The organism is Pseudonocardia oceanicola (assembly GCF_047200735.1).
Classification (GTDB): domain Bacteria; phylum Actinomycetota; class Actinomycetes; order Mycobacteriales; family Pseudonocardiaceae; genus Pseudonocardia.
On sequence record NZ_JBJZON010000029.1, the window covers coordinates 1 to 24,488 of the forward strand.

Annotated in this window: 24 protein-coding genes and 1 tRNA gene; 11 read left to right on the forward strand and 14 right to left on the reverse strand. The window is 70.4% G+C overall.

Going from position 1 to position 24,488, the window contains the following annotated elements; translation table 11 throughout:
• The 8 genes from ACL02T_RS29285 to ACL02T_RS29320 form a co-directional block, all read right to left on the reverse strand.
• On the reverse strand, positions 1-1,385 hold a 1,385-nt coding region (locus tag ACL02T_RS29285), incomplete at its 3' end, for an FAD-binding oxidoreductase (protein ID WP_412834030.1).
• Between the two features lie 136 nt (positions 1,386-1,521).
• The gene (gene lon, locus ACL02T_RS29290; protein WP_412834031.1) at positions 1,522-3,828 is read right to left on the reverse strand and encodes an endopeptidase La; all 2,307 of its coding nucleotides are present in this window, start codon (positions 3,826-3,828) and stop codon (positions 1,522-1,524) included.
• 89 nt (positions 3,829-3,917) lie between these two features.
• Positions 3,918-4,460, reverse strand: a complete 543-nt coding sequence (locus tag ACL02T_RS29295) for a YbaK/EbsC family protein (RefSeq protein ID WP_412834032.1) — start codon at positions 4,458-4,460, stop codon at positions 3,918-3,920.
• Complete coding sequence (locus ACL02T_RS29300; RefSeq protein WP_412834101.1) at positions 4,457-4,804, reverse strand: DUF2516 family protein; 348 nt, start codon at positions 4,802-4,804, stop codon at positions 4,457-4,459. Before ACL02T_RS29300 ends, ACL02T_RS29295 begins: the two co-directional genes overlap by 4 nt.
• Positions 4,805-4,937: 133 nt before the next feature.
• Positions 4,938-5,777, reverse strand: coding sequence for a hypothetical protein (locus ACL02T_RS29305; protein ID WP_412834033.1), 840 nt, complete (start codon positions 5,775-5,777; stop codon positions 4,938-4,940).
• Between the two features lie 5 nt (positions 5,778-5,782).
• Complete coding sequence (locus tag ACL02T_RS29310) at positions 5,783-6,211, reverse strand: helix-turn-helix domain-containing protein (protein WP_412834034.1); 429 nt, start codon at positions 6,209-6,211, stop codon at positions 5,783-5,785.
• A gap of 167 nt (positions 6,212-6,378) precedes the next feature.
• Positions 6,379-7,584, reverse strand: a complete 1,206-nt coding sequence (locus ACL02T_RS29315; protein WP_412834102.1) for a DUF445 domain-containing protein — start codon at positions 7,582-7,584, stop codon at positions 6,379-6,381.
• A gap of 243 nt (positions 7,585-7,827) precedes the next feature.
• Complete coding sequence (locus tag ACL02T_RS29320) at positions 7,828-8,340, reverse strand: hypothetical protein (protein WP_412834035.1); 513 nt, start codon at positions 8,338-8,340, stop codon at positions 7,828-7,830.
• 285 nt (positions 8,341-8,625) lie between these two features.
• Here ACL02T_RS29320 and ACL02T_RS29325 point away from each other — a divergent pair, with 285 nt between their 5' ends.
• The gene (locus ACL02T_RS29325) at positions 8,626-9,537 is read left to right on the forward strand and encodes an NAD-dependent epimerase/dehydratase family protein (RefSeq protein ID WP_412834036.1); all 912 of its coding nucleotides are present in this window, start codon (positions 8,626-8,628) and stop codon (positions 9,535-9,537) included.
• A gap of 59 nt (positions 9,538-9,596) precedes the next feature.
• Here the strand turns inward: ACL02T_RS29325 and ACL02T_RS29330 are convergent, their stop codons facing one another.
• Entirely contained in the window at positions 9,597-9,800 is a 204-nt protein-coding gene (locus ACL02T_RS29330; protein WP_037051431.1) for a cold-shock protein, read from the reverse strand.
• A 407-nt stretch (positions 9,801-10,207) separates the two neighbouring features.
• On the opposite strand from ACL02T_RS29330, the gene ACL02T_RS29335 reads away from it, so the two are divergent.
• Both ACL02T_RS29335 and ACL02T_RS29340 read left to right on the forward strand, forming a co-directional pair.
• Positions 10,208-11,170, forward strand: a complete 963-nt coding sequence (locus ACL02T_RS29335; protein WP_412834037.1) for an acyl-CoA desaturase — start codon at positions 10,208-10,210, stop codon at positions 11,168-11,170.
• 300 nt (positions 11,171-11,470) lie between these two features.
• Positions 11,471-12,346: a hypothetical protein gene (locus ACL02T_RS29340; RefSeq protein ID WP_412834038.1), complete on the forward strand. Its 876-nt coding sequence runs from the start codon at positions 11,471-11,473 to the stop codon at positions 12,344-12,346.
• A 409-nt stretch (positions 12,347-12,755) separates the two neighbouring features.
• Here the strand turns inward: ACL02T_RS29340 and mftR are convergent, their stop codons facing one another.
• The gene (mftR, locus tag ACL02T_RS29345) at positions 12,756-13,379 is read right to left on the reverse strand and encodes a mycofactocin system transcriptional regulator MftR (RefSeq protein ID WP_412834039.1); all 624 of its coding nucleotides are present in this window, start codon (positions 13,377-13,379) and stop codon (positions 12,756-12,758) included.
• 176 nt (positions 13,380-13,555) lie between these two features.
• Between mftR and ACL02T_RS29350 the strand changes: the two genes are divergently transcribed.
• The 3 genes from ACL02T_RS29350 (at position 13,556) to ACL02T_RS29360 (ending at position 16,544) form a co-directional block, all read left to right on the forward strand.
• A complete protein-coding gene (locus ACL02T_RS29350) occupies positions 13,556-14,380 on the forward strand; it encodes a mycofactocin-coupled SDR family oxidoreductase (protein WP_412834040.1) in 825 nt (274 codons plus the stop codon).
• Positions 14,377-15,213: a mycofactocin-coupled SDR family oxidoreductase gene (locus tag ACL02T_RS29355; RefSeq protein ID WP_412834041.1), complete on the forward strand. Its 837-nt coding sequence runs from the start codon at positions 14,377-14,379 to the stop codon at positions 15,211-15,213. The genes ACL02T_RS29350 and ACL02T_RS29355 overlap by 4 nt, the downstream gene beginning before the upstream one ends.
• 311 nt (positions 15,214-15,524) lie before the next feature.
• Positions 15,525-16,544: a sigma-70 family RNA polymerase sigma factor gene (locus ACL02T_RS29360; protein WP_412834042.1), complete on the forward strand. Its 1,020-nt coding sequence runs from the start codon at positions 15,525-15,527 to the stop codon at positions 16,542-16,544.
• A gap of 128 nt (positions 16,545-16,672) precedes the next feature.
• On the opposite strand, the gene ACL02T_RS29365 is transcribed toward ACL02T_RS29360, so the two are convergent.
• On the reverse strand, positions 16,673-17,014 hold the full coding sequence (locus ACL02T_RS29365) for a hypothetical protein (protein WP_412834043.1): 342 nt from the start codon (positions 17,012-17,014) through the stop codon (positions 16,673-16,675).
• Positions 17,015-17,400: 386 nt separating this feature from the next.
• Here ACL02T_RS29365 and ACL02T_RS29370 point away from each other — a divergent pair, with 386 nt between their 5' ends.
• Together ACL02T_RS29370 and ACL02T_RS29375 are read left to right on the forward strand one after the other, a co-directional pair.
• Positions 17,401-17,958 (forward strand): hypothetical protein, encoded by a 558-nt coding sequence (locus ACL02T_RS29370; protein WP_412834044.1) that lies wholly within the window; start codon positions 17,401-17,403, stop codon positions 17,956-17,958.
• 4 nt (positions 17,959-17,962) lie between these two features.
• On the forward strand, positions 17,963-18,331 hold the full coding sequence (locus tag ACL02T_RS29375; protein ID WP_412834045.1) for a hypothetical protein: 369 nt from the start codon (positions 17,963-17,965) through the stop codon (positions 18,329-18,331).
• On the opposite strand, the gene ACL02T_RS29380 is transcribed toward ACL02T_RS29375, so the two are convergent.
• The 3 genes from ACL02T_RS29380 to ACL02T_RS29390 all read right to left on the reverse strand — a co-directional run bounded on the left by ACL02T_RS29380 (position 18,332) and on the right by ACL02T_RS29390 (position 19,843).
• Positions 18,332-18,859 (reverse strand): hypothetical protein, encoded by a 528-nt coding sequence (locus ACL02T_RS29380; RefSeq protein ID WP_412834046.1) that lies wholly within the window; start codon positions 18,857-18,859, stop codon positions 18,332-18,334.
• 161 nt (positions 18,860-19,020) lie between these two features.
• Positions 19,021-19,530 (reverse strand): DUF6194 family protein, encoded by a 510-nt coding sequence (locus ACL02T_RS29385; RefSeq protein WP_412834047.1) that lies wholly within the window; start codon positions 19,528-19,530, stop codon positions 19,021-19,023.
• 216 nt (positions 19,531-19,746) lie between these two features.
• Positions 19,747-19,843, reverse strand: a tRNA-Phe gene (locus tag ACL02T_RS29390).
• Between the two features lie 638 nt (positions 19,844-20,481).
• Between ACL02T_RS29390 and ACL02T_RS29395 the strand changes: the two genes are divergently transcribed.
• The 3 genes from ACL02T_RS29395 to ACL02T_RS29405 all read left to right on the forward strand — a co-directional run bounded on the left by ACL02T_RS29395 (position 20,482) and on the right by ACL02T_RS29405 (position 24,469).
• The gene (locus ACL02T_RS29395; RefSeq protein ID WP_412834048.1) at positions 20,482-20,787 is read left to right on the forward strand and encodes a CU044_2847 family protein; all 306 of its coding nucleotides are present in this window, start codon (positions 20,482-20,484) and stop codon (positions 20,785-20,787) included.
• Between the two features lie 77 nt (positions 20,788-20,864).
• Positions 20,865-22,109: an AAA family ATPase gene (locus ACL02T_RS29400; RefSeq protein ID WP_412834049.1), complete on the forward strand. Its 1,245-nt coding sequence runs from the start codon at positions 20,865-20,867 to the stop codon at positions 22,107-22,109.
• Positions 22,110-22,126: 17 nt separating this feature from the next.
• Positions 22,127-24,469 (forward strand): S8 family peptidase, encoded by a 2,343-nt coding sequence (locus tag ACL02T_RS29405; protein WP_412834050.1) that lies wholly within the window; start codon positions 22,127-22,129, stop codon positions 24,467-24,469.
• Positions 24,470-24,488: the final 19 nt, after the last annotated feature.

The window sequence follows — 24,488 nt, forward strand, 5'->3', positions numbered from 1 at the left end:
TTGATGTTGGCGTTGACGTGGAAGACGTTGCCCGGGTCGTACTCCGCCTTGATCCGCGCGAGCCGCTCGAACTTCCGCTGCCCGTACGCCGAGCGCAGGGCGTCCTCCGGGGTCTCGGCCATCAGGTTCACGTACGCGCCCGAGCCGAGTGCGGCCGGGCGCAGCGCGTCCCACGTCCCGCGGACCCACTGCCGGTCGACCGCCATGGTCGCGGAGTCCGGCGCGATCGCCTCGATGGCGATCACGTAACGCAGGTCGCGCGGGCCGCCGAACGCCGTGTCGTCGTCGCCGACCTCCGCGTAGGCGCCGCCCATCGGGAAGACCAGCACCTCGGACATCGGCGAGGTCATGCCCGGCAGGCGCTCGGTCAGGGTGTCGATCACCTCGTCCGGCATCGCGTCGAGGTACAGCCCCTTCGTGTACGAGTGGATGCCCCAGGGCGACGCCTCGTCCAGCATCTGCTGCAGCCCGACGTACGGGATCGGCGTGACCACCTCGAACAGCGGGTCGAGCTCCTCCCGGAGGGGTGCCACCGCGGCCCCGTGCTCCTCGGCGGTGCCGAAGCCGATCACGATCACGCCGACGCCGCGCCGGAAGTGGTGCTCCGGCGCGACCGCCGGGAGCGGCGGGGCGGAGATGCAGGCGATGCCCGAACTCGTGCGGTCGGGAAGACCGTCGAAGAGGTCCCGCGCCGTCCGGAGGGCGTGAGCCGCGCGCTCCTGCTCCACGAACAGCAGCCCCAGGTGCACCATCGGCCCGACCGGGTGCAGGCGGAACTCGAACTGCGTGACCACGCCGAAGTTACCGCCGCCCCCACGGACGGCCCAGAACAGGTCCGGGTGCTCCGTCGCGCTCGCCCGCACGCACCGGCCGTCGGCCAGGACGACCTCGGCCGACTCGAGGTTGTCGATCGACAGGCCGTGCAGCCGCGTCAGCCAGCCGAATCCGCCGCCGAGCGTCAGCCCGCCGACCCCGGTGTGGCTCACGGTGCCGGCCGGCGTCGCCAGGCCGAACTCCTGCGTGGCCGCGTCGAGCTGCGCCAGCTTCGCGCCCCCACCGCACCGGGCGCGGCGCGCCACCGGGTCGACGACCACGGAGTCCAGCGGACTCAGGTCGATCATCAGGCCGCGCTCCGGCACCGCCGCGCCCCAGTAGCCGTGCCCCCCTCCGCGCACCGCCACCTCGAGGCCCTCCTCGCGGGCGTACGCGAGAGCGGCGGCCACGTCCTCGGGGCCGGTGCAGCGCGCGATCACCGCGGGCCGCTTGTCGATCTCCCCGTTCCAGACGGACCGGGCCTCGTCGTAGCCCTCGTCCCCCGGCAGGAGGACCGGACCGCTCGTCCGTGCCCGCAGCGCCTCGACGTCGTACCGTGCCGTGCTCGTCATTCGCCCCTCCTCGGTCTCGGACCCCCACCCGGAGGGAAGAGCGTGTGGCGTCGGCCACCGATACCCCGAGAACGCCGAACGGCGCCCCTCCCCGTGGAAGGGACGCCGTCGGTCGGTCCCGGATCGTGGGTGCAGGTCAGGCGGCGGCGTGCTGCTCCGCCGGCTCGAGCGCGATCTCGAGGACCTCGCTCACGTCGGCGACCGGGTGCACCCGGAGCGCGCCGCGGACCGACTCCGGCAGGTCGTCGAGGTCGGGCTCGTTGCGCTTCGGGATGATCACGTCGCTCAGGCCCGCCCGGTGCGCGGCCAGCAGCTTCTGCTTGACCCCGCCGATCGGGAGCACCTTGCCCTGCAGCGTGACCTCGCCGGTCATGCCGACCGACGACCGCACCGGACGCCCGCTCGCCAACGAGGCCAGCGCCGTGGTCATCGTGACGCCTGCCGACGGGCCGTCCTTCGGCACCGCCCCGGCGGGGACGTGCACGTGCAGCTTCCTCGACGCCAGGTCACCCGCCAGCCCGCGCGAGCGCAGGTAGGACAGGGCGATCGACACCGACTCGGTCATGACCTCACCGAGCTGGCCGGTGATCGTCAGCCCGGGGTCGCCGTCCATCTTGGTGGCCTCGATGAACAGGACGTCGCCACCCGCGCCGGTCACGGCCAGGCCGGTCGCCACGCCCGGGACGGACGTGCGCTCCGCCGACTCAGGGGTGAACCTCGGCCGGCCCAGGTACTTGACCAGGGTGTCGGCGTCGACGTGGATCGGCGCCTCGGTGCCGGAGTCCAGCGCGACGGCGGCCTTGCGCAGGACCTTCGCCAGGCCCCGCTCCAGCTGCCGTACGCCCGCCTCACGGGTGTACTCGGCGGCGATCATGCCCAGCGCGACCTCGGAGAACTCGACGTCCGTCGGCTCCAGGCCGGCCTTCTCGACCTGCCGCGGCAGCAGGTGGTCGCGGGCGATCGCGATCTTCTCCTGCTCCGTGTAACCGTCGAGGGTGACGACCTCCATCCGGTCCGCGAGCGGCCCGGGGATGGCCTCGCCGACGTTCGCGGTCGCGAGGAACAACACGTTCGACAGGTCGAGGTCCACCTCGAGGTAGTGGTCGCGGAACGTGTGGTTCTGCGCCGGGTCGAGCACCTCGAGCAGGGCCGCGGACGGGTCGCCGCGGTAGTCGCTGCCGACCTTGTCGATCTCGTCGAGCAGCACGACGGGGTTCATCGTGCCGGCCTCGCGGATCGCGCGGACGATGCGGCCGGGCAGCGCGCCGACGTAGGTGCGCCGGTGGCCGCGGATCTCCGCCTCGTCGCGCACGCCGCCGAGGGCGACGCGGACGAACGTGCGGCCGAGCGCGCGCGCCACGGACTCGCCCAGCGACGTCTTGCCGACGCCGGGCGGGCCGACGAGCGCCAGCACGGCACCCGAGCCCCGGCCACCGACGGTGTCCAGCCCCTTGCGGGTGCGCCGCGAGCGGACGGCGAGGAACTCGACCAGCCGCTCCTTGACGTCGTCGAGCCCGGCGTGGTCGGCGTCGAGGATCCGCCGGGCCTCGACCAGGTCGTCGGTGTCGACGGTGATCTCGTTCCACGGCATGTCGAGGATCGTGTCGAGCCAGGTGCGGATCCAGCCGGACTCCGGGCTCTGGTCGCTCGCCCGCTCCAGCTTGCCGACCTCGGTCAACGCGGCCTTGCGGACGTGCTCGGGAAGGTCGGCGGCCTCCACGCGGGCGCGGTAGTCGTCCTCCTCGTCGCCGTCGCCCTCGCCGAGCTCCTTCCGGATCGCCGCGAGCTGCTGGCGCAGCAGGAACTCGCGCTGCTGCTTCTCCATGCCCTCCCGGACGTCCTGCGAGATCTTCTCGGTGACCTCCTGCTCGGCGACGTGCTCCTTCGTCCACTCGAGGAGCCTCTCCAGCCGGCGGGTCACGTCGGTCTCGGCGAGCAGCTCCAGCTTGTGGGCGTTGTCGAGCCAGCTCGCCCAGCCGGCCAGATCGGCCAGCTGTCCCGGGTCCGTCGTCTGCTGGACGGAGTCGATCACCTGCCACGCGTTGCGCTGCTGCAGGATCCCGATCACCAGGGCCTTGTACTCCTTGGCCAGCTCCTGGGTACGGCCGGTGACGGCCCCGTCGTCGACCGTCTCGGCCTCGACCCACAGGGCCGAGCCCGGCCCGGTCACGCCCGAGCCGATGCGGGCCCGCGTCTCACCGCGGACCACGGCGGCGCGCTCCCCGTTCGGGAGCCTGCCGATCTGTTCCAGGACCGCGACCACACCGATCGCGGCGTACTTCCCGTCGAGGCGGGGGACGACCAGGACCTTCTTCTCCGCGGTACCCGCGGAGTCGACGGCCGCCTGAACCTCCGGAGCGTCGAGCCGGACGGGCACCACCATGCCGGGCAGCACCACCGAGTCGGTCAGCGGAAGCACCGGCAGCTTCAGCGTCTGTGTCATGCCCGGGTCAACGCTTACATCGTAAGCCTCATTCCAGCGTTCAACTATGTCCGCTGTCGGCGAACGCAGGAACCTTGAGCAGGGGCGGCTCAGGCCGGCCGGGCAAGGCCCTCCAGGACCTCGGCTCCCGGCAGGGCGGTGAGCACTTTGCCGGGGACCGCGAGCTTGGAACCCCGCAGCCCGCTGCCCACGACGACCGCCGCGGCGGTCGCGGCCTCGGGTGCGATCAGCAGCGGCCAACCCTCGGGCAGGCCGAGCGGGGTGATCCCGCCGTACTCCATGCCGGTGAGCTCCACGGCCTCGGCCATCGGGGCGAACGAGGCCTTGCGGACGTCCAGCCTGCGCTTGACCACGCCGTTGACGTCCGCCCGCGTGGTCGCGAGGACCAGGCAGGCGGCGTACCGGACCTCGCCGGCGCGCTTACCCGACACGACCACGCAGTTCGCGGAGAACTCGGGCGGGGAGGAGTAGGCCTCGCAGAAGGCGGCGGTGTCGGCCAGGTCGGGGTCGATCTCCGCGACCAGCACACCGCTCGCGTCGGGCAGCCGCGACAGCGCCTTGACGACGGGTTCGGCGAGCAGTTCGGGGTGGTCGGCGGCGGGGAGCGGGGTCAGGCTGCCGAGCACGCTCACCAGTTGTTGCCACCCCGGGAGGCGGCGACGACGGCCGGCCTGACGTCGACCAGGTAGACCAGCATCGCGACGGTACCGGCCAGCCAGAACAGCGTGAGCTCGCTGCGCAGCCCCTGGAAGGAGGCAACGACACCGAGCAGGCTGGGCGAGGAGATCACCCCGAAGATCGGGATGACCAGCAGGAACAGCGCCGCTGCACCGGTGATGCCCAGCCAGGCGTTCTTGGTCAGCTTGCTGGCCGCCTGGAAGGCGTCGGCACGCTGGCGGACGGCGTGCACGAAGGCGTAACCCGAGCACGCCGCGACCACGATGCCGATCACGCACAGCACCAGGCGGTCGAGCATGGTGAACACGTTCACCGGTCCAGACTACGTGCGGCGGCGGGATCAGGACATACCCGCACACCGTGAGCGGTGTCCCTGCAGAGACCGACGGCCCCGGAGCGAGGTGCTCCGGGGCCGTCGGGACGCGGGTGCGTCAGCTGTCGGACTTGGCCGAGCCGGTGCGCCGGGTGGCCGGCTTGCGGGTGGCGTCCTTCGGGGCGGTCTTCGCCGGGGCCGCGGCCTTCGCCGCCGGGGTCTCGCTCCTCGGCGCGGTCTCGGTCCTCGGGGCGGGCTCGGTCTTCGGGGCGGTGCGGCTCGCCGCGCGGCGGGTGGTGCTGCGCGTGGTGGCGGCGGCCTCGTCACCGGCCTCGTCGACGGCCTGCGCGGCGTCCCGGCCCGCCTCGGCGACAGCCCTCGACGCGTCCGCGGAGACCTCGGTGACGGTCTCGGCGACCTCGTCGGCGGCCCGCTGGGTGCGGACGGCGACCTTCTCGCCGACCGAGCGGGTCTGGCGGGTCAGCGTGGCGAGGGCCTTCTCCGCGGCGTCGTGCGCGTCGTCGACGAAGGCGTCCACCCGGGCGTCGAACTTGCCGGTGAGCTCCTCGACCTGACCGAAGGCCTGCTTGACCTGCGGCTGCCTGCGGATCTCGGTCCACGTGCCCGCACCGTGGCGGGCCAGGTCGGCGTAGGCCTTCTCCGCCCGGGCGCGCCACAGCTCGACGAGCTTGCGCAGCTCCTCGCTGGTCAGCTTGCCGCGCAGGTCCTGGATCTCGCCGGGCAGGTCGGAGGCGAGCTTCTGCGCGGCCTCGGCCTGCGCGGTCGCGGCGGTCCTCGCGTTGGTGTAGGCACCGAGGATGCTCGAGTAGGCGTACTCGCCGGCACCCAGCACGGCCAGCAGCGGCGTCTTGACGGTCTCCGCCTGCTCGGCGGCGGACTTGGCAGCCTGCTCGCGGACCTTGCGGACGTCCGCGGCGGTCGGCAGCGACACGGCCATGGTGATCACTTCCTCTGTTCGGTCGGGACGTCGGGATCGACCTGTAGGTCGTTCTCCCGCCGGAAGGACTGGTAGATGTCGAGCAGAACCTGCTTCTGACGCTCCGTGAGAGAGGCGTCCGAGAGGACCGCGTCGGTGACGACGCTGGCGGGCCGCTCCTCGAGGATCCCCGCCTTGACGTAGAGCGCCTCGGCGGAGATCCGCAGCCCCTTCGCGATCTGCTGCAGGATCTCGGCCGACGGTTTGCGGAGCCCGCGCTCGATCTGGCTGAGGTACGGGTTGCTGACGCCGGCCGTCCGGGCGAGCTGCCGCAGCGAGACCTGGGCGGCCTCCCGTTGGGAGCGGATGTAGGAGCCGATGTCGTCCACGGTCTTCTCGACGACGTGACCGACCTGGCCCACGGCCTGGTCGATCAACGGCTTGTCCTCCGACATGCGCTCACCTCCCCCGTACACGATCGACGCTACGGACCCCTGCTAGCTCGTGCAAGCGATCTGCTTGCGCTGGTGGCGTGGGCCTCGTCACGATCGTCGACGGTCGGCGGACGACGGTGGGCGGGTGACGGGCGAGTTGTCTCCTCGCGTCCGTCCCACTCGAGGCGTCAGAAGACCAGCTGGGAGACGGTGTAGATCACCAGCCCGGCCAGCGCGCCGACGACGGTGCCGTTGATCCGGATGAACTGCAGGTCGCGGCCGACCTGCAGCTCGATCTTGCGGGAGGTCTCCTCCGCGTCCCAGCGGGCGACGGTGTCCGTGATCAGCGTGGTGATCTCGCGCCGGTAGTGCCGCACCACGTAGCCCGCGGCGTCGGCGAGCCAGCCGTCGAGGCGGGCCCGCAGTTCGGCGTCGCCGGACAGCCGGGCGCCGAGCGAGACCAGCCCGTCGCGCACCCGCGCCCGCAGCTCGCTCGACGGGTCCTCCGCGGCGTCGAGGATCATGGTCTTGACCACGCCCCAGGCCTGCCCGATGAACTTCTGCACGTCGGGGTGGTCGACGATCTGCTGCTTGATCTGCTCCGCCCGCGCGATCGTCTTCGGGTCGCTCTGCAGGTCGCGGGCGAACTCGGCGAGGAAGCGGTCGACGGCGTGCCGCAGCGGGTGCTCCGGGTCGGTCTTGACCGCCCACGCGTACCCCTGGACCTCGTGGAACAGCTTGTCGGCGACCAGGTCGTCGACGAACCGCGGCGTCCACATCGGGGCGCGGTCGTGCACGACCCGCAACACCATCTCCTGGTTGGCCGTGACCCAGTCGTAGGCGCGGTCGCAGACGAGGTCGACCAGGTGGCGGTGGGCGCCGTCGTCGAGGATCCCCTCGAGGATCTTGCCGAGCGGCGGCCCGACCTCCTTCTCCAGCAGCTTGCGGACCAGGACCTGCTCGATCAGGTCCTGGACGACGTCGTCGCGCAGCACGGTGACCAGGCCGCGGGCCGCGGTCGCCAGCTCGGCGGTGATCCGCTCGGCGTTCTGCGGCTGCCCGATCCAGCTGCCGACCCGGTGCGACACCTCGACGCGGCCGAGCTTCTCGCGGACCACGTCCTCGGACAGGAAGTTCTCGCCGACGAAGTCGCCGAGGCTGTCGCCGATCGTGTCCTTCTTGCGCGGGATGATCGCGGTGTGCGGGATCGGCAGGCCGAGCGGCCGCTTGAACAGCGCCGTGACCGCGAACCAGTCCGCCAGCGCGCCGACCATCCCGGCCTCGGCGGCGGCACGCACATAGCCCGCCCACGCCTGGCCCTGCAGCTCCAGGTACCGCATGACGAAGAAGACGACCGTCGCGCCGAACAGGAACCCGGTGGCGACGAGCTTCATCCTGCGCAGGTCGCGGCGCTTCTGGGCCTCGGCCTCCGGGCCGAGGCCCAGCCCGGCCGGGATGCTGCTGCCGCCGGCGGGCCGCGACGGCGCGGTGGCGAGGGCACGGTCGGAACTCACGGGTTCATAGTGCCCGTCGACCGAAGCCGGCGTGGCGGCGAACCTGAGAAACGGCTTCCCCGAGATGGCGACGGCCGGGTCCGACGGTCATCCGCCGGACCCGGCCGGGTCCTGGGGAGCGGCTCAGCCCTGGCGGCCGGCCCGCACGACCGGCTCCGGCTGCCGCACCGGCGCGGACCGCCGGCGGACGGCGGCCTGCACGGCCTCGACGATCAGCGCGGCCTCGGGCACCTCGTAGCCGGTGAAGGAGGGGCGCACCCGCCACTGGACCCAGCCGTCGGGCCGTTCGGTCGGCGGGGCGAGCACCCCGATGCCGTCCGTGTGGAGCACCACGTCCGTGTGCAGGGACAGCTCCGCGGGCAGCTCGTGGTTCGGGGTCATCGGGAACCACCACGTGTCCTGCGGGGTCGCGGCGACCGGGACGACCATCCCGCGGTCACGCAGCGTGGCGCACACCTGACGGCCGATCTCCGCGGGGACCTCGATCACGTCGAGCACGGTCCCGGTGTCGAGCAGGACTTCCGAACCCGGGCCCGGCACCAGCGGCCACCCGTGCTCGACGTACTCGACGGCGGCCGCCCGCAGCTCCGCGCCGTAGACGGCCCGGTAGCTGTCCCACCACGACATCCGGCTCATCTCCTCTTCCGTACCGCTCACCCGTGACCCGGCGTGCCCTCCCGGGCATCGCTCACATCACATGCAACACCATCGGCGGGCCCGGGGTTCGCGTTAACCGGTCGCTCGCGGTGACCGCACGGGACCCAGAGGTGAGTGGCCCGGACCACCGCCCACCGGCCGGTCACCCGCCGGTGGGCAGCGGCCGACCGGTCGGCGGCCGGGGCCCGGCGGCTACTCCGTTCGAGGTTGCGACCGATCGGCGCACGGGTGCACGGCGAACGGCCGTGCGGCGATGATGGGGCCATGCTGCTCGTCACCGGCGCCACCGGGTTCCTGGGAAGCACGCTCGTCGCCCTGTCGGCGCGTCGCGACCGGCCGGTGCGCGCGCTGGTGCGCGATGCCGCCCGGGCGGCCGCCGTACTGCCCGAAGGCGTCCCGACGGCCCTCGGGCGGCTCGACGACGCGGGCTCGCTCGAGGCCGCGTTGAACGACGTCGACGGGGTTCTGCACCTGGCCGGGCTGGTCGGCGGCGCCCCGGAGGCGATCCGGGCCGCGAACGTCGACGGGACCCGGGCCCTGCTCGCGGCGATGCGCCGAGCCGGGGTGCGCCGCCTCGTGCACGTGAGCAGCAGCGCGGCGGTGATGGACGCGTCGGGACTGGTCGGCGAGCGGTCTCCCGGCCCGCCCGTCCTCACCGACCCCTACTCGCGGGCCAAGGCCGAGGCCGACGCACTGGTGCTCGACGCCGAGGGGATCGACGCGTCGATCGCGGTGCCGGTCAGCATCTACGGCCCCAGCCCGGCCGGACCGCAGAGCTACAACGGGCTGTTGCGGTCGCTGACGCGCGGGGAGATCACCGAGGTCGTCGACGCCCCGATCGGCTGGGTGCTGGCGGAGGACTGCGCGGAGGGCGTGCTGCTCGCCCTGGACCGCGGCGAACCGGGGCGCCGGTACGTGCTGTGCGGGGAGGTGGCGCCGTTCGGCCGGGTGCTGAACCGGGCCGCCGAGTTGCTCGACACCCCGCACCGGGTCCGGGCTCTCCCGCCGGGCTCCGAGCTCGGGCCCGACGCCTCGACCTTCGCCCGGCGTTCGGAGATCTACGGCAGGTTCCCGCCGGTCCACGTCGACGACGCGGGCGCCCGCGCGCTCGGCTTCGCCCCACGCGGGATCGAGGATGGCCTGGCGCTGACCTGCGCCTGGCTGAAGGACCTCTAGAAACGCCGCTGCCGGCGACCCCGAGGGGGTCACCGGCAGCGGGAAGACTCAGATTCCGCTCAGAGCGGGGTCACCGAGTCGGCCTGCGGGCCCTTGGCGCCCTGGCTGGCCTCGAAGGAGACGCGCTGGTTCTCCTCGAGGGTCCGGAAGCCGTTGCTCTGGATGGCCGAGTAGTGGACGAAGACGTCCGGCCCGTTGTCGTCGGTGGCGATGAAGCCGAAGCCCTTCTCGGCGTTGAACCACTTGACGGTGCCCTGCGGCATAGCTTTTTTCTCCCACACACTGAACGGATCCGGCCGACATGCCGACGGCCGGAGGTTGCGCGGAGCCCGGCGGCGGAAGAGGAGAGGTCCCCGACCACACGTGCGGAACCCGCTGTCACACGTTCCACGCACGCTGTCTCAACGATCGAGGAAAGACACGACTGCAACCGGGGCGAACGCTACCACGGTCCGGTGTGGCGCCGGTCGACGATCTTCCGACCGCCTGTGCGACGTGTCCGCAATCCGGCCTTGTCCGGTTCGTTGCGCTACCGTGACCTACGGCCGCGATCGCGACGGGTCGGCAGGGCGGACACGACAGCAGATCGCGTGGCGGACCCCCGCCGCCGCGACGAGGCCGGAGCCGGTCCTCCCCCGACCGCCCCCTCGATGTGTGAAGGCGCGCCAGTATGACCAGCCTCGCCCCCGACCGCCCGCAGAGTCGTGCCGCCGAGCCGGCCACCGAAGGCCGTCGCTCGACCCTCGAACACGTGCTCGTCATCGCGTTCATGATCGTCCCGCTGCTGGCCGTCGCGGCCGCGGTCCCCGTTGCCTGGGGATGGGGGCTCGGTTGGGTCGACGTGGCCCTCTTCGTCGTGTTCTACATGGTCAGCGGGCTGGGCGTGACGGTCGGCTACCACCGGCACTTCACGCATGGCTCCTTCAAGGCGCGCCGCGGGCTGCGGGTCGCGCTCGCCGCCGCGGGCTCGCTGGCCCTGCAGGGCAGCGTCGTGTCCTGGGTCGCCGACCACCGCCGGCACCACGCCTACTCCGACAAGGACGGCGACCCGCACTCGCCGTGGCTGTTCGGCACCGGGCCGAAGGCGCTGGTCAAGGGCTTCTGGCACTCGCACATGGGCTGGCTGCTCGAACGGGACAAGACCAACGCCCGCCGCTTCGCCCCCGACCTGCTCGCCGACGCCCCGGTCCGGCGGATCGGCGACAACTTCCTGTGGTTCGCCCTCACCAGCCTGCTGCTGCCGGGCCTGCTCGGTGGGCTGCTGACCTGGTCGATCGGCGGCGCACTGACCGCATTGTTCTGGGCCGGTCTCGTGCGGGTGGCCCTGCTGCACCACGTCACCTGGTCGATCAACTCGGTGTGCCACATCTGGGGCGACCGCCCCTTCGCCGCGCGCGACCGGTCGGCCAACGTCTGGTGGCTGGCCCTGCTCTCGTTCGGCGAGTCCTGGCACAACCTCCACCACGCCGACCCCACCTGCGCCCGGCACGGCGCCAAGCCCGGGCAGGTCGACATCTCCGCCCGACTGATCCGCATCTTCGAGGTGTTCGGGTGGGCACACTCCGTGCGCTGGCCGACCACCCGCCGCCTCGACCGGCTCTCGCGCCCCACCGCCGTCGAGCACGCCGCGTGATCGATCGGGGCGCCGCGCTCCACGGTCGGTGACGTCGCGCCCGACCGGGTGAGGGTGATCGCAGTCGTACGCCCTCGGGTGACGTCGGCTCGTGCTCGGCCGGGCGGGTCGTCGCCCGCCCGTGGGACGACGGCCGGGTGTGCCACCCGGATCGGGGTCGCCGGTTCGAGTTGCTGGACCCGATCGCTCTCACACAGCGTGAGTGCGGTAACGGCGGCCCCGAGGTGGGGCTCTGGTCAGCACGGACGCAGCCTTCGCATGATTCGCCCGTCCCGCCGGGTGATCATCAGGAGGCTTGCCGTGCGGAAGAAGATCGCGCTCTCGCTCGTCGCGGTGGCGACCGGCGGCAGCGTCGCCGTCCTCGGAGCGGGGACGGCGTCCGCCGCACCCGTCGCGGACCAGCTGCCCCCCGTCGCCGCGCCGGCCGTCCCTGCGGTACCGGTAGCACCCGTCGTGCCGGCCGTGCCGGAGACGCCGGTGGGCGGCCTGCTCAACGACGTCCTGCAGGGCCTGCAGGGTCTCCTCCCCGGCCTGCTCGGCGGGGTGGTCCCGCCGGACCCGACGGCCGTGGTCCCCGTGCCGGTGGCCGTTCCGTCCGACGCCGCGGCCCTCCCGGTGGCCGCCGACCCCGCCGCGGCTTTGGTGGTGGCGGATCCGGCCGCCCTTCCGGTGGCGGCCGACCCCGCTGCCGCCGTCCCGGCGGTGGGTGACCCGGCGGCGGCTGACCCGGCCGCGGCGGCTCCGGCGGTGGGCGCCCCGGCTGCCGCTGCTCCGGCCGCTCAGCAGGAGGTCACCGCCGCCGACCCCGCGCAGCTCCCGCCGCTGCCGGCCCCCCCGGCCGTGCCCGACCCGGGCGCCGCACTCCCCGTCGACCCGGCCCTGCCCGTCGACCCGGCCCTGCCCGTCGACGCCCCCGCGGTCCCCGCACTCCCGGCCGACCCCGCGCTGCCCGCGGTGCCCAACCCGGCCCTCCCGCCGGTCCCCGACCCCGGTGCGCTGCCGGTCGACCCGGCGCTGCCGGTCGACGCCCCGGCCGTCCCGGCACCGCCCGCCGCCCCGGCCCTCCCCGCGGTCCCCGACCCGGCCCTCCCGCCGGTCCCGGACCCCGCGGCTGCGGTGCCCGCCCCGGCGCCCGCAGCCCCGGGCGACACCGCTCCGACGACCCCGGTCGGCTGAGCGAGACCCGCACACCTCGTGGCCCGGTCGCCCGGCTCCTCGGCGACCGGGCCGCGTCACGTCCGCACTCTAGAACGCGGTGCTGTGGTGGCGGCTGGCCCGGCGTCGGCGTGGCCACTCGCAGGCCTCGCCAACGGCTATGCACCGAAAACCGCGCTGGTGAGTCGCACCATGATCACCGCCTGCGGTATCTACCGGCCACCTGCGGCCGCCCTGCACCGCAACCAGCGGTCATCGCTTCACGATCGCCACGAGCGTGCGGAGACGGTCGCCCGAGCAGCCCTCACGCACCGCCCGCAGCGATCACTAGCCGACCAGTGGCGCCGGCCCGAGCGACTCGCGGGAGGTCACAGCGCGACTCGCGGGAGGTCACAGCGCGACTCGCGGTGGCACAACTCCCGACTCGCGGTCAGCTCACGCGGGTGTCGGCGAAGCCGTTCGCCAGGGCGTGCATGACCTCGTCGAGGAGGTCCCGGAGCTCGACGTTCTCGGAACGGAGCCACTGCTCGTAGGCCGAGAGGGCGGCGCCGAGGCAGACGTGGCCGAGGGTGCGCGGGAGCAGGGCGGTGGCGGGCTGCCCCAGCCGCTCCCCCGCGTAGTCCGCGACCACCCGCCGCCACTCCGCGTACCGCAGCGTCGAGTGGGCCTGCAGCGTCGGCGTCTCCAGGATCAGCCGCAGCCGCTGCCGGTGCCACGGCTGCTCGTCCGCCGGGACGTCGTTGAAGTCGAGGACCGTGGCGCGGATGCCCTCCATGACCGGCACGTCCGCAGGCAGCGCGGCGAACCGCTCCCGCATGCGGTCGAGCATCTCGTCGAACGCACCCCACGGGACGTCGTTCTTCGAGGCGTAGTAGCGGAAGAAGGTGCGCCGGCCGATCCCGGCGGCGTGCGCGACGTCGTCGACCGTGGTGGTGTCGAAGCCGCGCTCGCTGAACAGGTCCAGGGCGATGTGCTCGATCTCCGAGCGGCTCGTCACCGGTCGGCGCCCGGCGCGACGCGTGCCCGCCCCGGGATCGTCAGCAACAGCGGACATCGACCCTTCCTCCGCCCGGGGACGCCGGGCTAACGTCCGGTGAGACCGGGCTCACGCGGCACCCGTCGTCGAGGTCATCGTACGACCGGGCACGGCGTTACCTGCCCGGTGCAGTGCGGCCGGTCGTCTACCCACCGGTCGACAGCCGAAGGCGACGACGCCGGGAGGAGCAACACGTGGGCAAGCTGGAGGGCAAGGTCGCCCTGGTGACCGGAGCCGCGCGCGGACAGGGACGCAGCCACGCGCTGCGGCTCGCCGAGGAGGGCGCGGACATCATCGCCGTCGACATCTGCGCGCAGGTGGAGACGGTCGCCTACCCCATGTCGTCCAGGGCGGACCTGGACGAGACGGTCGCGGAGGTCGAGAAGCTCGACCGCCGGATCGTGGCCCACGTGGCCGACGTCCGCGACGAGAAGGCCCTGAACGCGGCGGTGGCGGACGGGGCCGCGGCCCTCGGCGGCGTCGACATCGTGCTGGCGAACGCCGGCATCGCGTCGATCGGCACGGCCGAGGACGGGAACGAGGCCGCCGTCTTCCGCACCCTGATCGACATCAACCTGACGGGCGTCTGGAACACCGTGCACGCGGCCGCGCCCACCATGATCGAGCAGGGCCGGGGCGGCGCGATCGTGCTGACCAGCTCCACCCAGGGCCTCACCGGCCGGGGCGGCGACGGCAGCGGCGCGATGGACGGGTACTGCGCGGCCAAGCACGGCGTCGTCGGGCTGATGCGGACGTTCGCGCACTGGCTGGCGCCGCACAACATCCGGGTCAACTCCGTGCACCCGACCGGCGTCAACACGCCGATGATCGTGAACCCGGTCGTCGAGAAGTTCCTGGCCGAGTCCGCGGACGTCGGCGACGCCCTGGCGAACCTCATGGACGTCCCGGTGATCGAGGCGCGGGACGTCAGCAACGCCATCGCCTGGCTGGTGTCCGACGAGGGCCGCTACGTCACCGGCACGACCCTGCCCGTCGACGCCGGGTTCACGGTCCGATGACCGGGCGCGTCGAGGGGAAGGTCGCGTTCGTCACCGGCGCCGCCCGCAACCAGGGCCGCAGCCACGCGCTCCGGCTCGCGCAGGAGGGCGCGGACATCATCGCCGTCGACATCTGCGAGCCGGTGAAGAGCATCGAGATGTACCCGCCGGCCACCGAGGAGGAGCTGGCGGAGACCGCGCGGCTGATCGAGGAGCTGGACCGGCGGGTGCTCACCACCAAGGCCGACGTCCGGGACCCCGACGCGCTGCAGGCCGCGGTCGACGCCGGGGTCGCCGAGCTCGGACGGCTGGACATCGTGTGCGCCAACGCCGGCGTCTTCGAGATCCAGCCGGCGCTCGAGCTCACCGACGCCGCATGGCGCGAGATGATCGACATCAACCTCACCGGCGTCTGGAACACCTGCCGGGCCGCGCTGCCCCACCTGGTCGAGGGCGGCCGCGGCGGTTCGATCGTGATCACCAGCTCCACCGCGGGGCTCAAGGGCACGCCCAACACGGTGCACTACACGGCGGCCAAGCACGGCGTCGTCGGGATCATGCGGACGATCGCGAACGAGTTCGCGGCGCACTCCATCCGCTGCAACACGGTGCACCCGACGGGCGTCGACACGGTCATGATCCAGAACGAGAAGACCTGGGGCCTGTTCGACCCGGAGAACCCGAACCCGACCCGGGAGTCCGCCGCCCCGATCTTCGAGTCGACGAACGCGCTGCCGGTGCCGTGGGTCGAGCCGATCGACATCTCCAACGCGATCCTCTTCCTCGCCTCGGACGAGGCCCGCTACATCACGGGGGTGACGCTGCCGGTCGACGCCGGCTACACGGTCAAATGAGCTCCCCCAGCGGCCGGTAGGAGGAGGCGCGCTCCGCGGCGGTCCACGCCGCGAGCGTCCGGGGCGCCGAGTGCCCGCCCTCGGCGCCCCGGACGCCGGGGGCGGGCACGGGCAAAGGTCACGCGGGGTCCTCGCGAGATCACGGGGCGCGTCGACGACCGTCCCCCGACGGTGCCCGTCCTGCCGCCGGGCCACCGGATACGGACGGGTCGCCGATACGCACCTGATTTTGTCGGGGGGAGCGGGCACACTCTCGGGGTGAGGCCGGAGACTCCCACCCCGGCCCGCCGAGCCGAGGGGGGACCCGGGTCATGAGCGCGACGACGACCACGTCGGCCGCGGTGTCGACGCCACCGGACCGCGCGGAGCTGGAGGCGCAGCTCGAGCGCTTCCGCGGCGAGCTGACCGGCTACAGCTACCGCATGCTCGGCTCCTCGTTCGAGGCCGAGGACGCGGTGCAGGAGACGATGATCAGGGCCTGGCGGGCCCTGGACAAGTTCGACGGGCGCTCCTCGCTGCGCTCGTGGGTGTACCGCATCGCCACGAACGTCTGCATCGACGCGCTCAACGGGCGCAAACGCCGGGCGGTGCCGATGGACTTCGGGGGCCCGTCCGAGCCGAGGGTGGAGAACCTGCGCGAGCCGCTGCCGGACGACACGTGGCTCGAGCCGATGCCCGACGCGCGGGTCACCCCGTCGGGGTCGGACCCGGCGGACACCGCGGTGGCCCGGGAGTCGATCCGCCTCGCGTTCGTGGCGGCGCTGCAACACCTGCCGCCGAAGCAGCGGGTCGTGCTGATCCTGCGCGAGGTGCTGTGCTGGAAGGCGGCCGAGGTGGCCGAGCTGCTCGGCACGTCGGTGGCGTCGGTCAACAGTGCCCTGCAGCGGGCGCGGGCCACGCTCGACGACCGCGGGATCGGCGAGGCGGACGAGGCGGCGGCCTCCCCGCCGCCCGAGGACCACGTGGAGCTGCTCGCCAAGTACGTGGCCGCGTTCGAGAGCTACGACATGCAAGCGCTGGTGGCGCTGTTGCACGAGGACGCCGAGCAGAACATGCCGCCGCTCGAGCTCTGGCTCAAGGGCCGGGACGACATCCTCGCCTGGATGCTGGGTCCGGGTGCGGAGTGCCGCGGTTCGCGGATGCTGCCGACCTCGGCCAACGGCGCTCCGGCGTTCGGGCAGTACCGCCTGCACCCGGACGGCGTGCACCGGCCGTGGGGCCTGCAGGTGCTGCGGATCGAGGACGACCGGATCGCCGGGATCAGCACGTTCCTCGACGCCAAGCTGTTCGAGTTCTTCGGGTTGCCGATGGAGCTCCCGCCCGGCTCCTGAGCCGTTTCCGCGACACCGACGAAAACGCCTGGGGCGCGACGGGGAGAGGGCCGAGAACGCAGGGACGCACCGGACCCGGGAAATCGGGTCCGGTGCGTCATCCCCGGTGGGACGCTGAGTTCAGCGCGTCACTTCTGCCAGATGCCCTGGACGTCCCCGGCGTCGCACGAGGTGCTGTTCGGGGCGGCGTCGTTGACGGCCTGGCCGCCCAGGATGCCCAGCACGCTGAGGGCCGCGTCGACGTCCACGCCGCAGACGTTGACGTTCTTGAGGACCTCGGCGTCGTTCAGCGCGTTCACGGCGATGAGGCCGTTGGCGGACGAGCCGCCGTCGCTGATCACACCGACGTTCTTGATGTCCTTGTCGGCCTCGTGGTGGCCGTGGCCCTTCTCACCGGCGAACGCGAGCGGGGACACCGCAACGAGGCTCGCAGCGACGCCGACGGTGACGATCCCAGCCTTCTTCAGCACAGTGCTTCTCCTGTTACGTACGGGGATCCGATTGGTGGACCCATCGTGTTTCAGCGTGTGACTTGGGGAGCCCCGCTGATGACGGAAAAGCTATCCGGCCCCCGACCGAACTACCGAGCCATCTACCACCATCGTGTGAATGGTATTACTTTCGGTGAGGATATTGCTCTCTTCCGGCATGGTCCGCTGCGAATGTCAACCTCATCCATCCGCAGGTGGTCACTCTTTGAAGTGAATCATGACCCGTTCGGCCGCATATCCTTTGGCAGTGTCACGCTTCGTGACGAAGGCTTCCCGACACGGGGATGAGTGCACCCCGATCGGGCACGGCTCCCGAATCCGCAACACAGCGCTCCGGCCGGGTGGAGGTGCCGCCGGTGGACGAGATGCGGTCACCTAGTGCGACCGAGCACACAACTGCGCGCGCCCTGTTCATGGGCCTGCTCGTGGTGGTCACCGCCCTGCTGGCCCGCGAGTTCGGCGGCCGCCGGGGCGCCCAGGCCCTGGCGGCGGGCTGCGTCGCGGTCTCGGCGATCGTGCTGCAGACCGGCCACCTGCTCTCGACCACCACGTGCGACCTGCTCGTGTGGGCGGTGACCGCCCGGCTCGCGGTGCGGGCGTTGCCCACGGGCGGGCCCGCGGTGGCTGCTCGTCGGGCTCGCCGCGGGCATCGGGCTGCAGAACCCCCCGTCGCCTGCGCGGTGCTGGCGGTGCTCGTCATGGCCACCGGCGGCAAGCCCTACTACCTCTGCGGGCTCTACCCCGTGCTGCTGGCCGCGGGCGCGGCCCCGGTCCTGCGCTGGGCGCGGGCCGGGCGGGCCGGCCTGCTCGCCGGTGCCCTCGCGCTGAGCGCGCTGACCAACGCCGTGCTGATGCTGCCCGTCGTGCCGGTCGCCGAGCTGAAGAACACCCCGGTCACGGCGATGGTGGCCGACGTCGGGTGAGACGGTGGGGTGGCCGGAGTTCGTCGCGACGGTCGCCGAAGTGGTCGCCGCGCAACCACCCGGGACCGTGCTGCTGACGGGCAACGACGGCGAGGCCGGGGCGGTGCAGCGGTTCGCGCCGAATGTCCCGGTGGTCAGCGGGCACAACTCCTACGCCGACTGGGGGCCGCCGCCCGACGACACCTCCGTCGTCGTGGCCGTCGGCCACGGACCCACGGCCCTGCGGCAATGGTTCATCTCGGTGGAGCCGGCCGCGGTGATCGACAACGGCGTGGGCCTCGACAACCAGGAGCAGGGCCGGACCGTGTGGGTGTGCCGGGACCCCGTGGCGAGCTGGACCGCGCTGTGGCCGCGGATCCGGCACGTCGGCTGATCAGGCCTTCCGGACCCGGCCGCGCGGCTTCCACACGGACAGCACGGTGGCCACGACCAGCAGGGCGACCGACACGCTCGGCGGCATGAACAGCCGCGGGACCTCGACGGCATCGGGCAGGCCCGCGGCGAGGGCCCGACCGTGCCGCCCGGCGTCCTCCAGCCCGGGTCGCAGCAGCACCACGATCAGGGTCACGAGCAGCAGGTTCATCACCAGCTTGATCGCCACCCACCAGTGCCGGACCAGCCCCCAGCGCGTGACCAACCCCAGCGCGGTCCCGCTGACCAGACTCAGCAGCGCCACGGTGAGCAGCGGCCAGAACAGCAGCGGCAGCACCTGATGGCAGGCCGCGGTCCACGACGGGTCGAACATCGGCACGAGGACCAGGACCGCGAGGGCGACGTCGAGACCGATCCAGGCCGCCGTCGCGACGACGTGCACCACGAGCAGGCCCAGGCGCACTCGGCGCGGCACGGGCAGGCGGATCGGGTCGCGCCCGGCGCGCGGGCGGGCGGTCACGGTCGTCATGTCCCCTCCTCGGTGCGGTGTCCCGAGGGTCGCAGCGCAGGGGCGCGGGCGAATCGGGCGACGGCGGGCACGGGCTCTACCGCACCGGTCGCGGGTCGACGGGCCGCCGTACTCCCGCCGCGGTACGGGCCGGCGCTGACCGTCGAGGGTGAGCCGGACTCCTACGTCGCCCGGGCGTCGTCGGACCCGGACCCGGACCCCGCAGAGCCGGCTGAGGCGCTCGAGCGCTGGTTCGGCGCCCCGGCGGCCGTCGTCGCCCGACGGGCCCGCCAGTTGTCGACCTTCCGCCGGGCCAGCCCGTGGGCCTCGACGATCAGCTCGTAGATCAGGCCGGCGGTGCGCGGTCCCGGGTTGAGCACGCAGATCCAGTGCTGCGACGCGTAGACCGGGTGCGGCAGGAACACGTCGTCGGCGGTGAGGTCCGTGCCGAGATCGAGCTGCCCGTAGCGGGCCTTCGACACCTCGACATTGAGCCGGTACACGCCGGGGCGGTCCATGTCCGAGACGTCGTCGTAGCGGTCGCCGGTCACGATCGTGGCGAAGGGCTGCTCCCGCTCGTCGGGCAGGGCGCCCTCGGGATCGTGGACGAAGAACAGGTCTCCGGCGGCCTCGAGCACCACCGCCCCGGGGCAGGTCGTGAGGATCGTCCGGCTCAGCTCGTCGCTGTCCATGTCTTCGACCGTGTCGTTGAAGTCCGCGTTGAGACTCGGCGAGATGACCGGCGGCGGGTGCGGGAGGCTCCGCCCGGCGGCGGGTGCGTGAGGTTGGTCGCGATCAGCGGTCGTGGGCCGGACGAGTCGATGTCCGACCGCGCCGGTCCACGACGGGAGATCATGGCCCGGAAAGAAGAAGCGGCCCGCGCAGGACGCAAGCCATGGGAGAAGGTGTGGCCAGGGGCGGGGTCGAACCGCCGACCTTCCGCTTTTCAGGCACGGTCGCGCGTGATCCCTGAGTCCGTAGGCGTTCAGCGCGTCCCGCTGACCTGCATCGGCGTCCCGATCCGTGCGCCTGGTACCGACCCCGTTGCTACAGCTTCGGCTACAGCTGCACCTCGCTGACCTAGCGCTCTCCCACCTGCTCACTCCGGGGCCTTGCCCGTCGTCCTGGCCGCCTCATCGACCGGGTCGGCCGTGTCAAGGCTGGAACACCGCGGCGCCGGTCCCGCCCCTTCCTCTCAGGGTGCTCAATCCTCGGGAGCCTGGGCGGGGCCGGTGTCGTGGTGCGCGAAGCGGCCTTGATGCGGTCGGCCCGGTCGTTGACGATTGGCATGGACGAGCTGGCGCTTCTGTCGGCCCGGAGCCTTCTGCGTCTCCCCCGGTTCTGGTCCTGGCGCTGCCCGGGCGCGCCGGCCGGGAGCGGAGCGGCAAGGCCGAGCGCGCATGGAGGGCTGCGCCCCGGCCCGCCAGGGCCGGCTTGAAGACGTACAGAAAGTTCTCCGCAGCCAGAGACGGACACTGTCTGTGAAGCGACCGACCGTCCGGAGCGATACCAGTCCTCCCGAAGACGTGTCGCGCGCGACTGTCCGTAGGCGCTCTGACACGATCATGCACCAGCTCTAGAACGACTCCTGGAGGCAACGAGTGCACCGTGCAGTCCGTGGCGAGGATGACAAGCCAGCGTTCATGATCGAGGTCGTGCCCGGTGAGGCCGCGGACGTCAGCGCGCTCCGCGGACGAAGGCCACCCGCCGCCGACGATCTGATCGACCTCGATGCGGTGGGCGACACGATCGTCCAGGCTTGCCAGCAGGTCGTCTCAAAGGTGACGTCGGGCCTGAAAGCTGCCCGCCCTGATGAGCTTGAGCTGACCTTCGGAGTCTCCCTGAGCGCGGAGGGTGGAATCCCCTTGATCACCAAAGCTTCCGGCGAGGCAACCTTCGAGGTCCGCGCTCAGTGGAACTTCGACGACGATGAGACTGGTAAGAAGTAGAGCGATCGACGTGGTACCGTTACCACGACAGACTTAAAGCCTGGTCAGGGCGCAGCTTGCTCTGGTAAGCTGCGCCCATGGGCGGTCGGGGCGAGCAGGTAAAGCTTGATCCAACAGAGAAGGTCATCGTTGACGTCCTGCGCGTGGGCTTGGCAGCCGACAGCGCAGGGCTCCGACAACTCTGCCGACGGCTGATCCGAACCCCGCCCCGCGACAGCTCCCATCCTGAGTCCCTGCGGGCTGAACTACAGGCCGTCTTGACGGCGGCCCCCACACCGGCTAGCGCTGGGCTGCGGTGGGCTGCGTCGCCCACGAACGCGACCAAGACAGAAGCTCCGTCACCTCGACGTCGCCGCCTCACCGATGAGGTCACTACCCCTCCGTCGGGACTGCTGTGGACCAGTAGCCCCGCTCTTCACCAACCAATACTTAACGCTCGGACGACCGAGGCAGTTAACCAATTCATTGCCGAGCAGACTGCTCATTCCAGCCTAGAAGCCGCTGGCTTGAGCCCTTCTCGAAGCGCCCTGCTGATTGGCCCACCCGGCGTCGGTAAGACACTTTCGGCGTCGTACATTGCTGCGCGACTTGACCTCGAACTAAAAACTGTCGACTTGGCAGCAATGATGTCGAGCTACCTGGGCCGGACAGGCCAAAACCTAGCTACTGCACTCGAAGAGGCGGGCCGAGATAGATGCGTGCTCCTCCTCGACGAATTCGATGCCCTCGCCAAACGGCGATCTGACGAGGCAGATGTTGGTGAGCTTAAGCGCCTCGTTAATGTCCTTCTGCAGCAGCTTGATCACAAACACAGTTCAAATAGCAGCATTCTCCTCGCCGCGACCAACCATCCCGAACTATTAGATCGGGCAGTCATGCGGCGGTTTGACACAATTATCGAGTTCGATTTACCGAGCGCGTTAGAACGATTGGCCCTCATTAAGGCTCTTCCCACCGTCCAGTTCGCTGGATTGTCAGAAGGTGCAGTTGAAGCTCTCGCGGTTGCAACCGAGGGTGAGTCTCATTCGACTTGCGAGTCCCTAATCAAGGCAGTCGCGCGGAAGTCAATTATCAGCACTGGTTCAACGGCGGGACTAGAGGATCGCCTAGTTGCTTGGTCATCTACTCGGCTTCGCGAAGCGGCGGCGCTCGACCATAAGACTCGTGACAGGCTGGTCTGGATTTTTGTGCGCCAGCTCGGCTACTCTCTCAGAAGGACCGGCGAGCTGCTGGGGATTACACATCCAACCGTCAGCAAGTCATTGGCGGCGTTCGAGGCTCTACTCGACAAGAGCGAACCAAAAGCCGCTACCACGGACTAAGCAGGGGATCGTAAGGGATGACTGAACCCAGCGGTCAGAGCACCGGTGGTCGGATTCTCGTCAACGGTGAGCAAATGGCCGAAGTGGTCGATCGAGCGCGGGGCGGTGGTGAGAAGTACCATCCGTATACATTTGAGCAGACACAAGCTCGCCTTGGTTCGCAGACGGCGGCTCTTGCTACCCAGGCTCGCACGATCTCTGTCGACCTGAGAGCAGACCGAGTCGTGTTCGAAGCCAAACTACTGCCGAACTATCTCGCCAACTCATACTTCCCTGATCGTCTAGCTGACCTACTCGATCTTGTACCCCTTGGGTCGAGGCCAGCAACGGGAACGCTCCGCGTACCGAGTGGATCGAGCGTCCAGCCCACCAAGACACTCATCGTCGCATCGGACGAGCGGGGACTCGACCGGTTGAACCTACTCATACAGAACGGCCCCAGGACTCGTAGCGAGCAAGCGGCGGCTGATGAGCTGCGTCAGTTTGAGCTGCTGCGGCTCCCGACTGTAGAAGAGATTCTTGGCCGTGCGCCTGAAGCGCCATCCGATAACGCCGTTGACCTTACCCTCTACGAGGCTGTTCTCCATCCGGACCCCGACTCCACTTCTAGTACGTCGCGACGGCGCCTATCGTCCGACACGTACCAGAAATTCGTCGCGCTCGTGAACCGGCACGGCGGAGAAGTGATCGAGCAGCAAGCCGATGTAGTAGGCGGATTGACATTCGTTCCCGTCCGCCTTCACGAGGACGAACTCGAAGCTGTTGCGGCCTTCAATCCGCTGCGCTCGCTTCGACGGATGCCGCGAATTCGACCTGTTCCTGCATTCGGCCTCCGATCAGCTACCCGGGTTAATACATCGCCTCCGCCTCCGCCAGACCCTTCTGCGCCCGAGGTCCTAGTTTTCGACGCAGGAGTTGACGGCAGTTCACCGCTGTTCAGCGGTGCGGTATCGACAGAGGATCTTACGAGCAAGACACCAGCCCCAGGCTGCCTTCACCACGGGAGTGCCGTGACGGCGGCGATCCTCTTCGGAGAGGTCGCCCCTGGCCAGCAGCTTGATCAGCCTAAGGCGCAGGTTCGGCATTTTCGCGCTATTCCCGGCCATGATACGGATGTCTCAGAGTTGTACTGGCTGCTCGATCGGATAAAGGAGAAGGTTGAGGACAGTAACGCCGGGATCGTAAATCTGAGCTTGGGTCCAGAAGTGGCCGTTGAAGACGAAGAGCCACACCGATGGACTGCTGTTCTCGATGAGCTAGCCTACGAGCGCGATGTCCTCTTCGTATCCGCAGCCGGGAATAATGGCGAAAGCGATCAAGCGCTCGGCTTGAATCGTGTGCAAGTTCCCGGCGATATGGTGAACGGCTTGACTATCGGGGCTTGCGACACCTCGGAGCACGCAGAGGAATGGACGCGCCCGGCTTACAGTGCCGTGGGTCCAGGGCGCGCCGGGTTACGCATTTCACCTTCCGTTGTTGCGTTTGGCGGTTCCGATGAAAATCCATTCAACCGCATGTACAGCGACGGCCGGATCACGTACGACTGCGGCACCAGCTACTCTGCGCCGCTTGTTGTTCATAATCTAGCGAAGCTAGCGACTGAACTCGGCGATAGATCCAACGCAGCGACGTTGCGAGCTTTTGCTGCCCACTTCGCAGAGCCACATTCGGTCCTACCCAAGTTGGAAGTTGGGCACGGGCGGATTCATTCGAATTTTGCAGGCAATCTCGACTGCGCGGCTAACGAAGTGACCGTTCTTTACCAAGGGGTCATCGAAAGTGGCGAGGTGATCGCCTACCAGCTCCCGGTTCCTGAGCAGCTCGATCGCGGGAAGGTGCAGATTCGCTGGACGTTGTCGTACCTCTCCCCTACCGACCCTACCGAAGCCGCAGAGTATACGAAAATCGGCTTGGAGTCGACTCTGCGACCGCATGCAGCAATGTACAGCTTCCGAGACCCTGAAGACGCAAAGACACAGCGCAAGGTTGACATCCTCAATGATCAGGCGGAGGTCGCTGAGCTCCTAAAGATCGGTTGGCGTCAAAGTCAGAACCCCGTATCGCGGTCGAAAGGCTCTCGTGCGACCGAGGCGTCGCTGCGAGCAGATGGGAAGTGGGAGACCCTTGCCTGCTTGAACGACTCGATGCTCGCAAAATCTCTGTGGCGGCCACGGCTGGACATTAGCCAGATATCGCGCGAAGGAGGTACGTTGGCGCGAGATTCCGCTCCACCGCTGGAGTTTGCGTTGTTGGTGACCGTTAGGTCTCAAGCTGGCCTGCCGGTCTACACGCAGACATTGAGCGAGTTCCCCATCCTTGCCGCGCTGCCTGTCGCTACCGAGGTCGAGGTGGAACTGTGATTGCGCAAATCGCAACCTT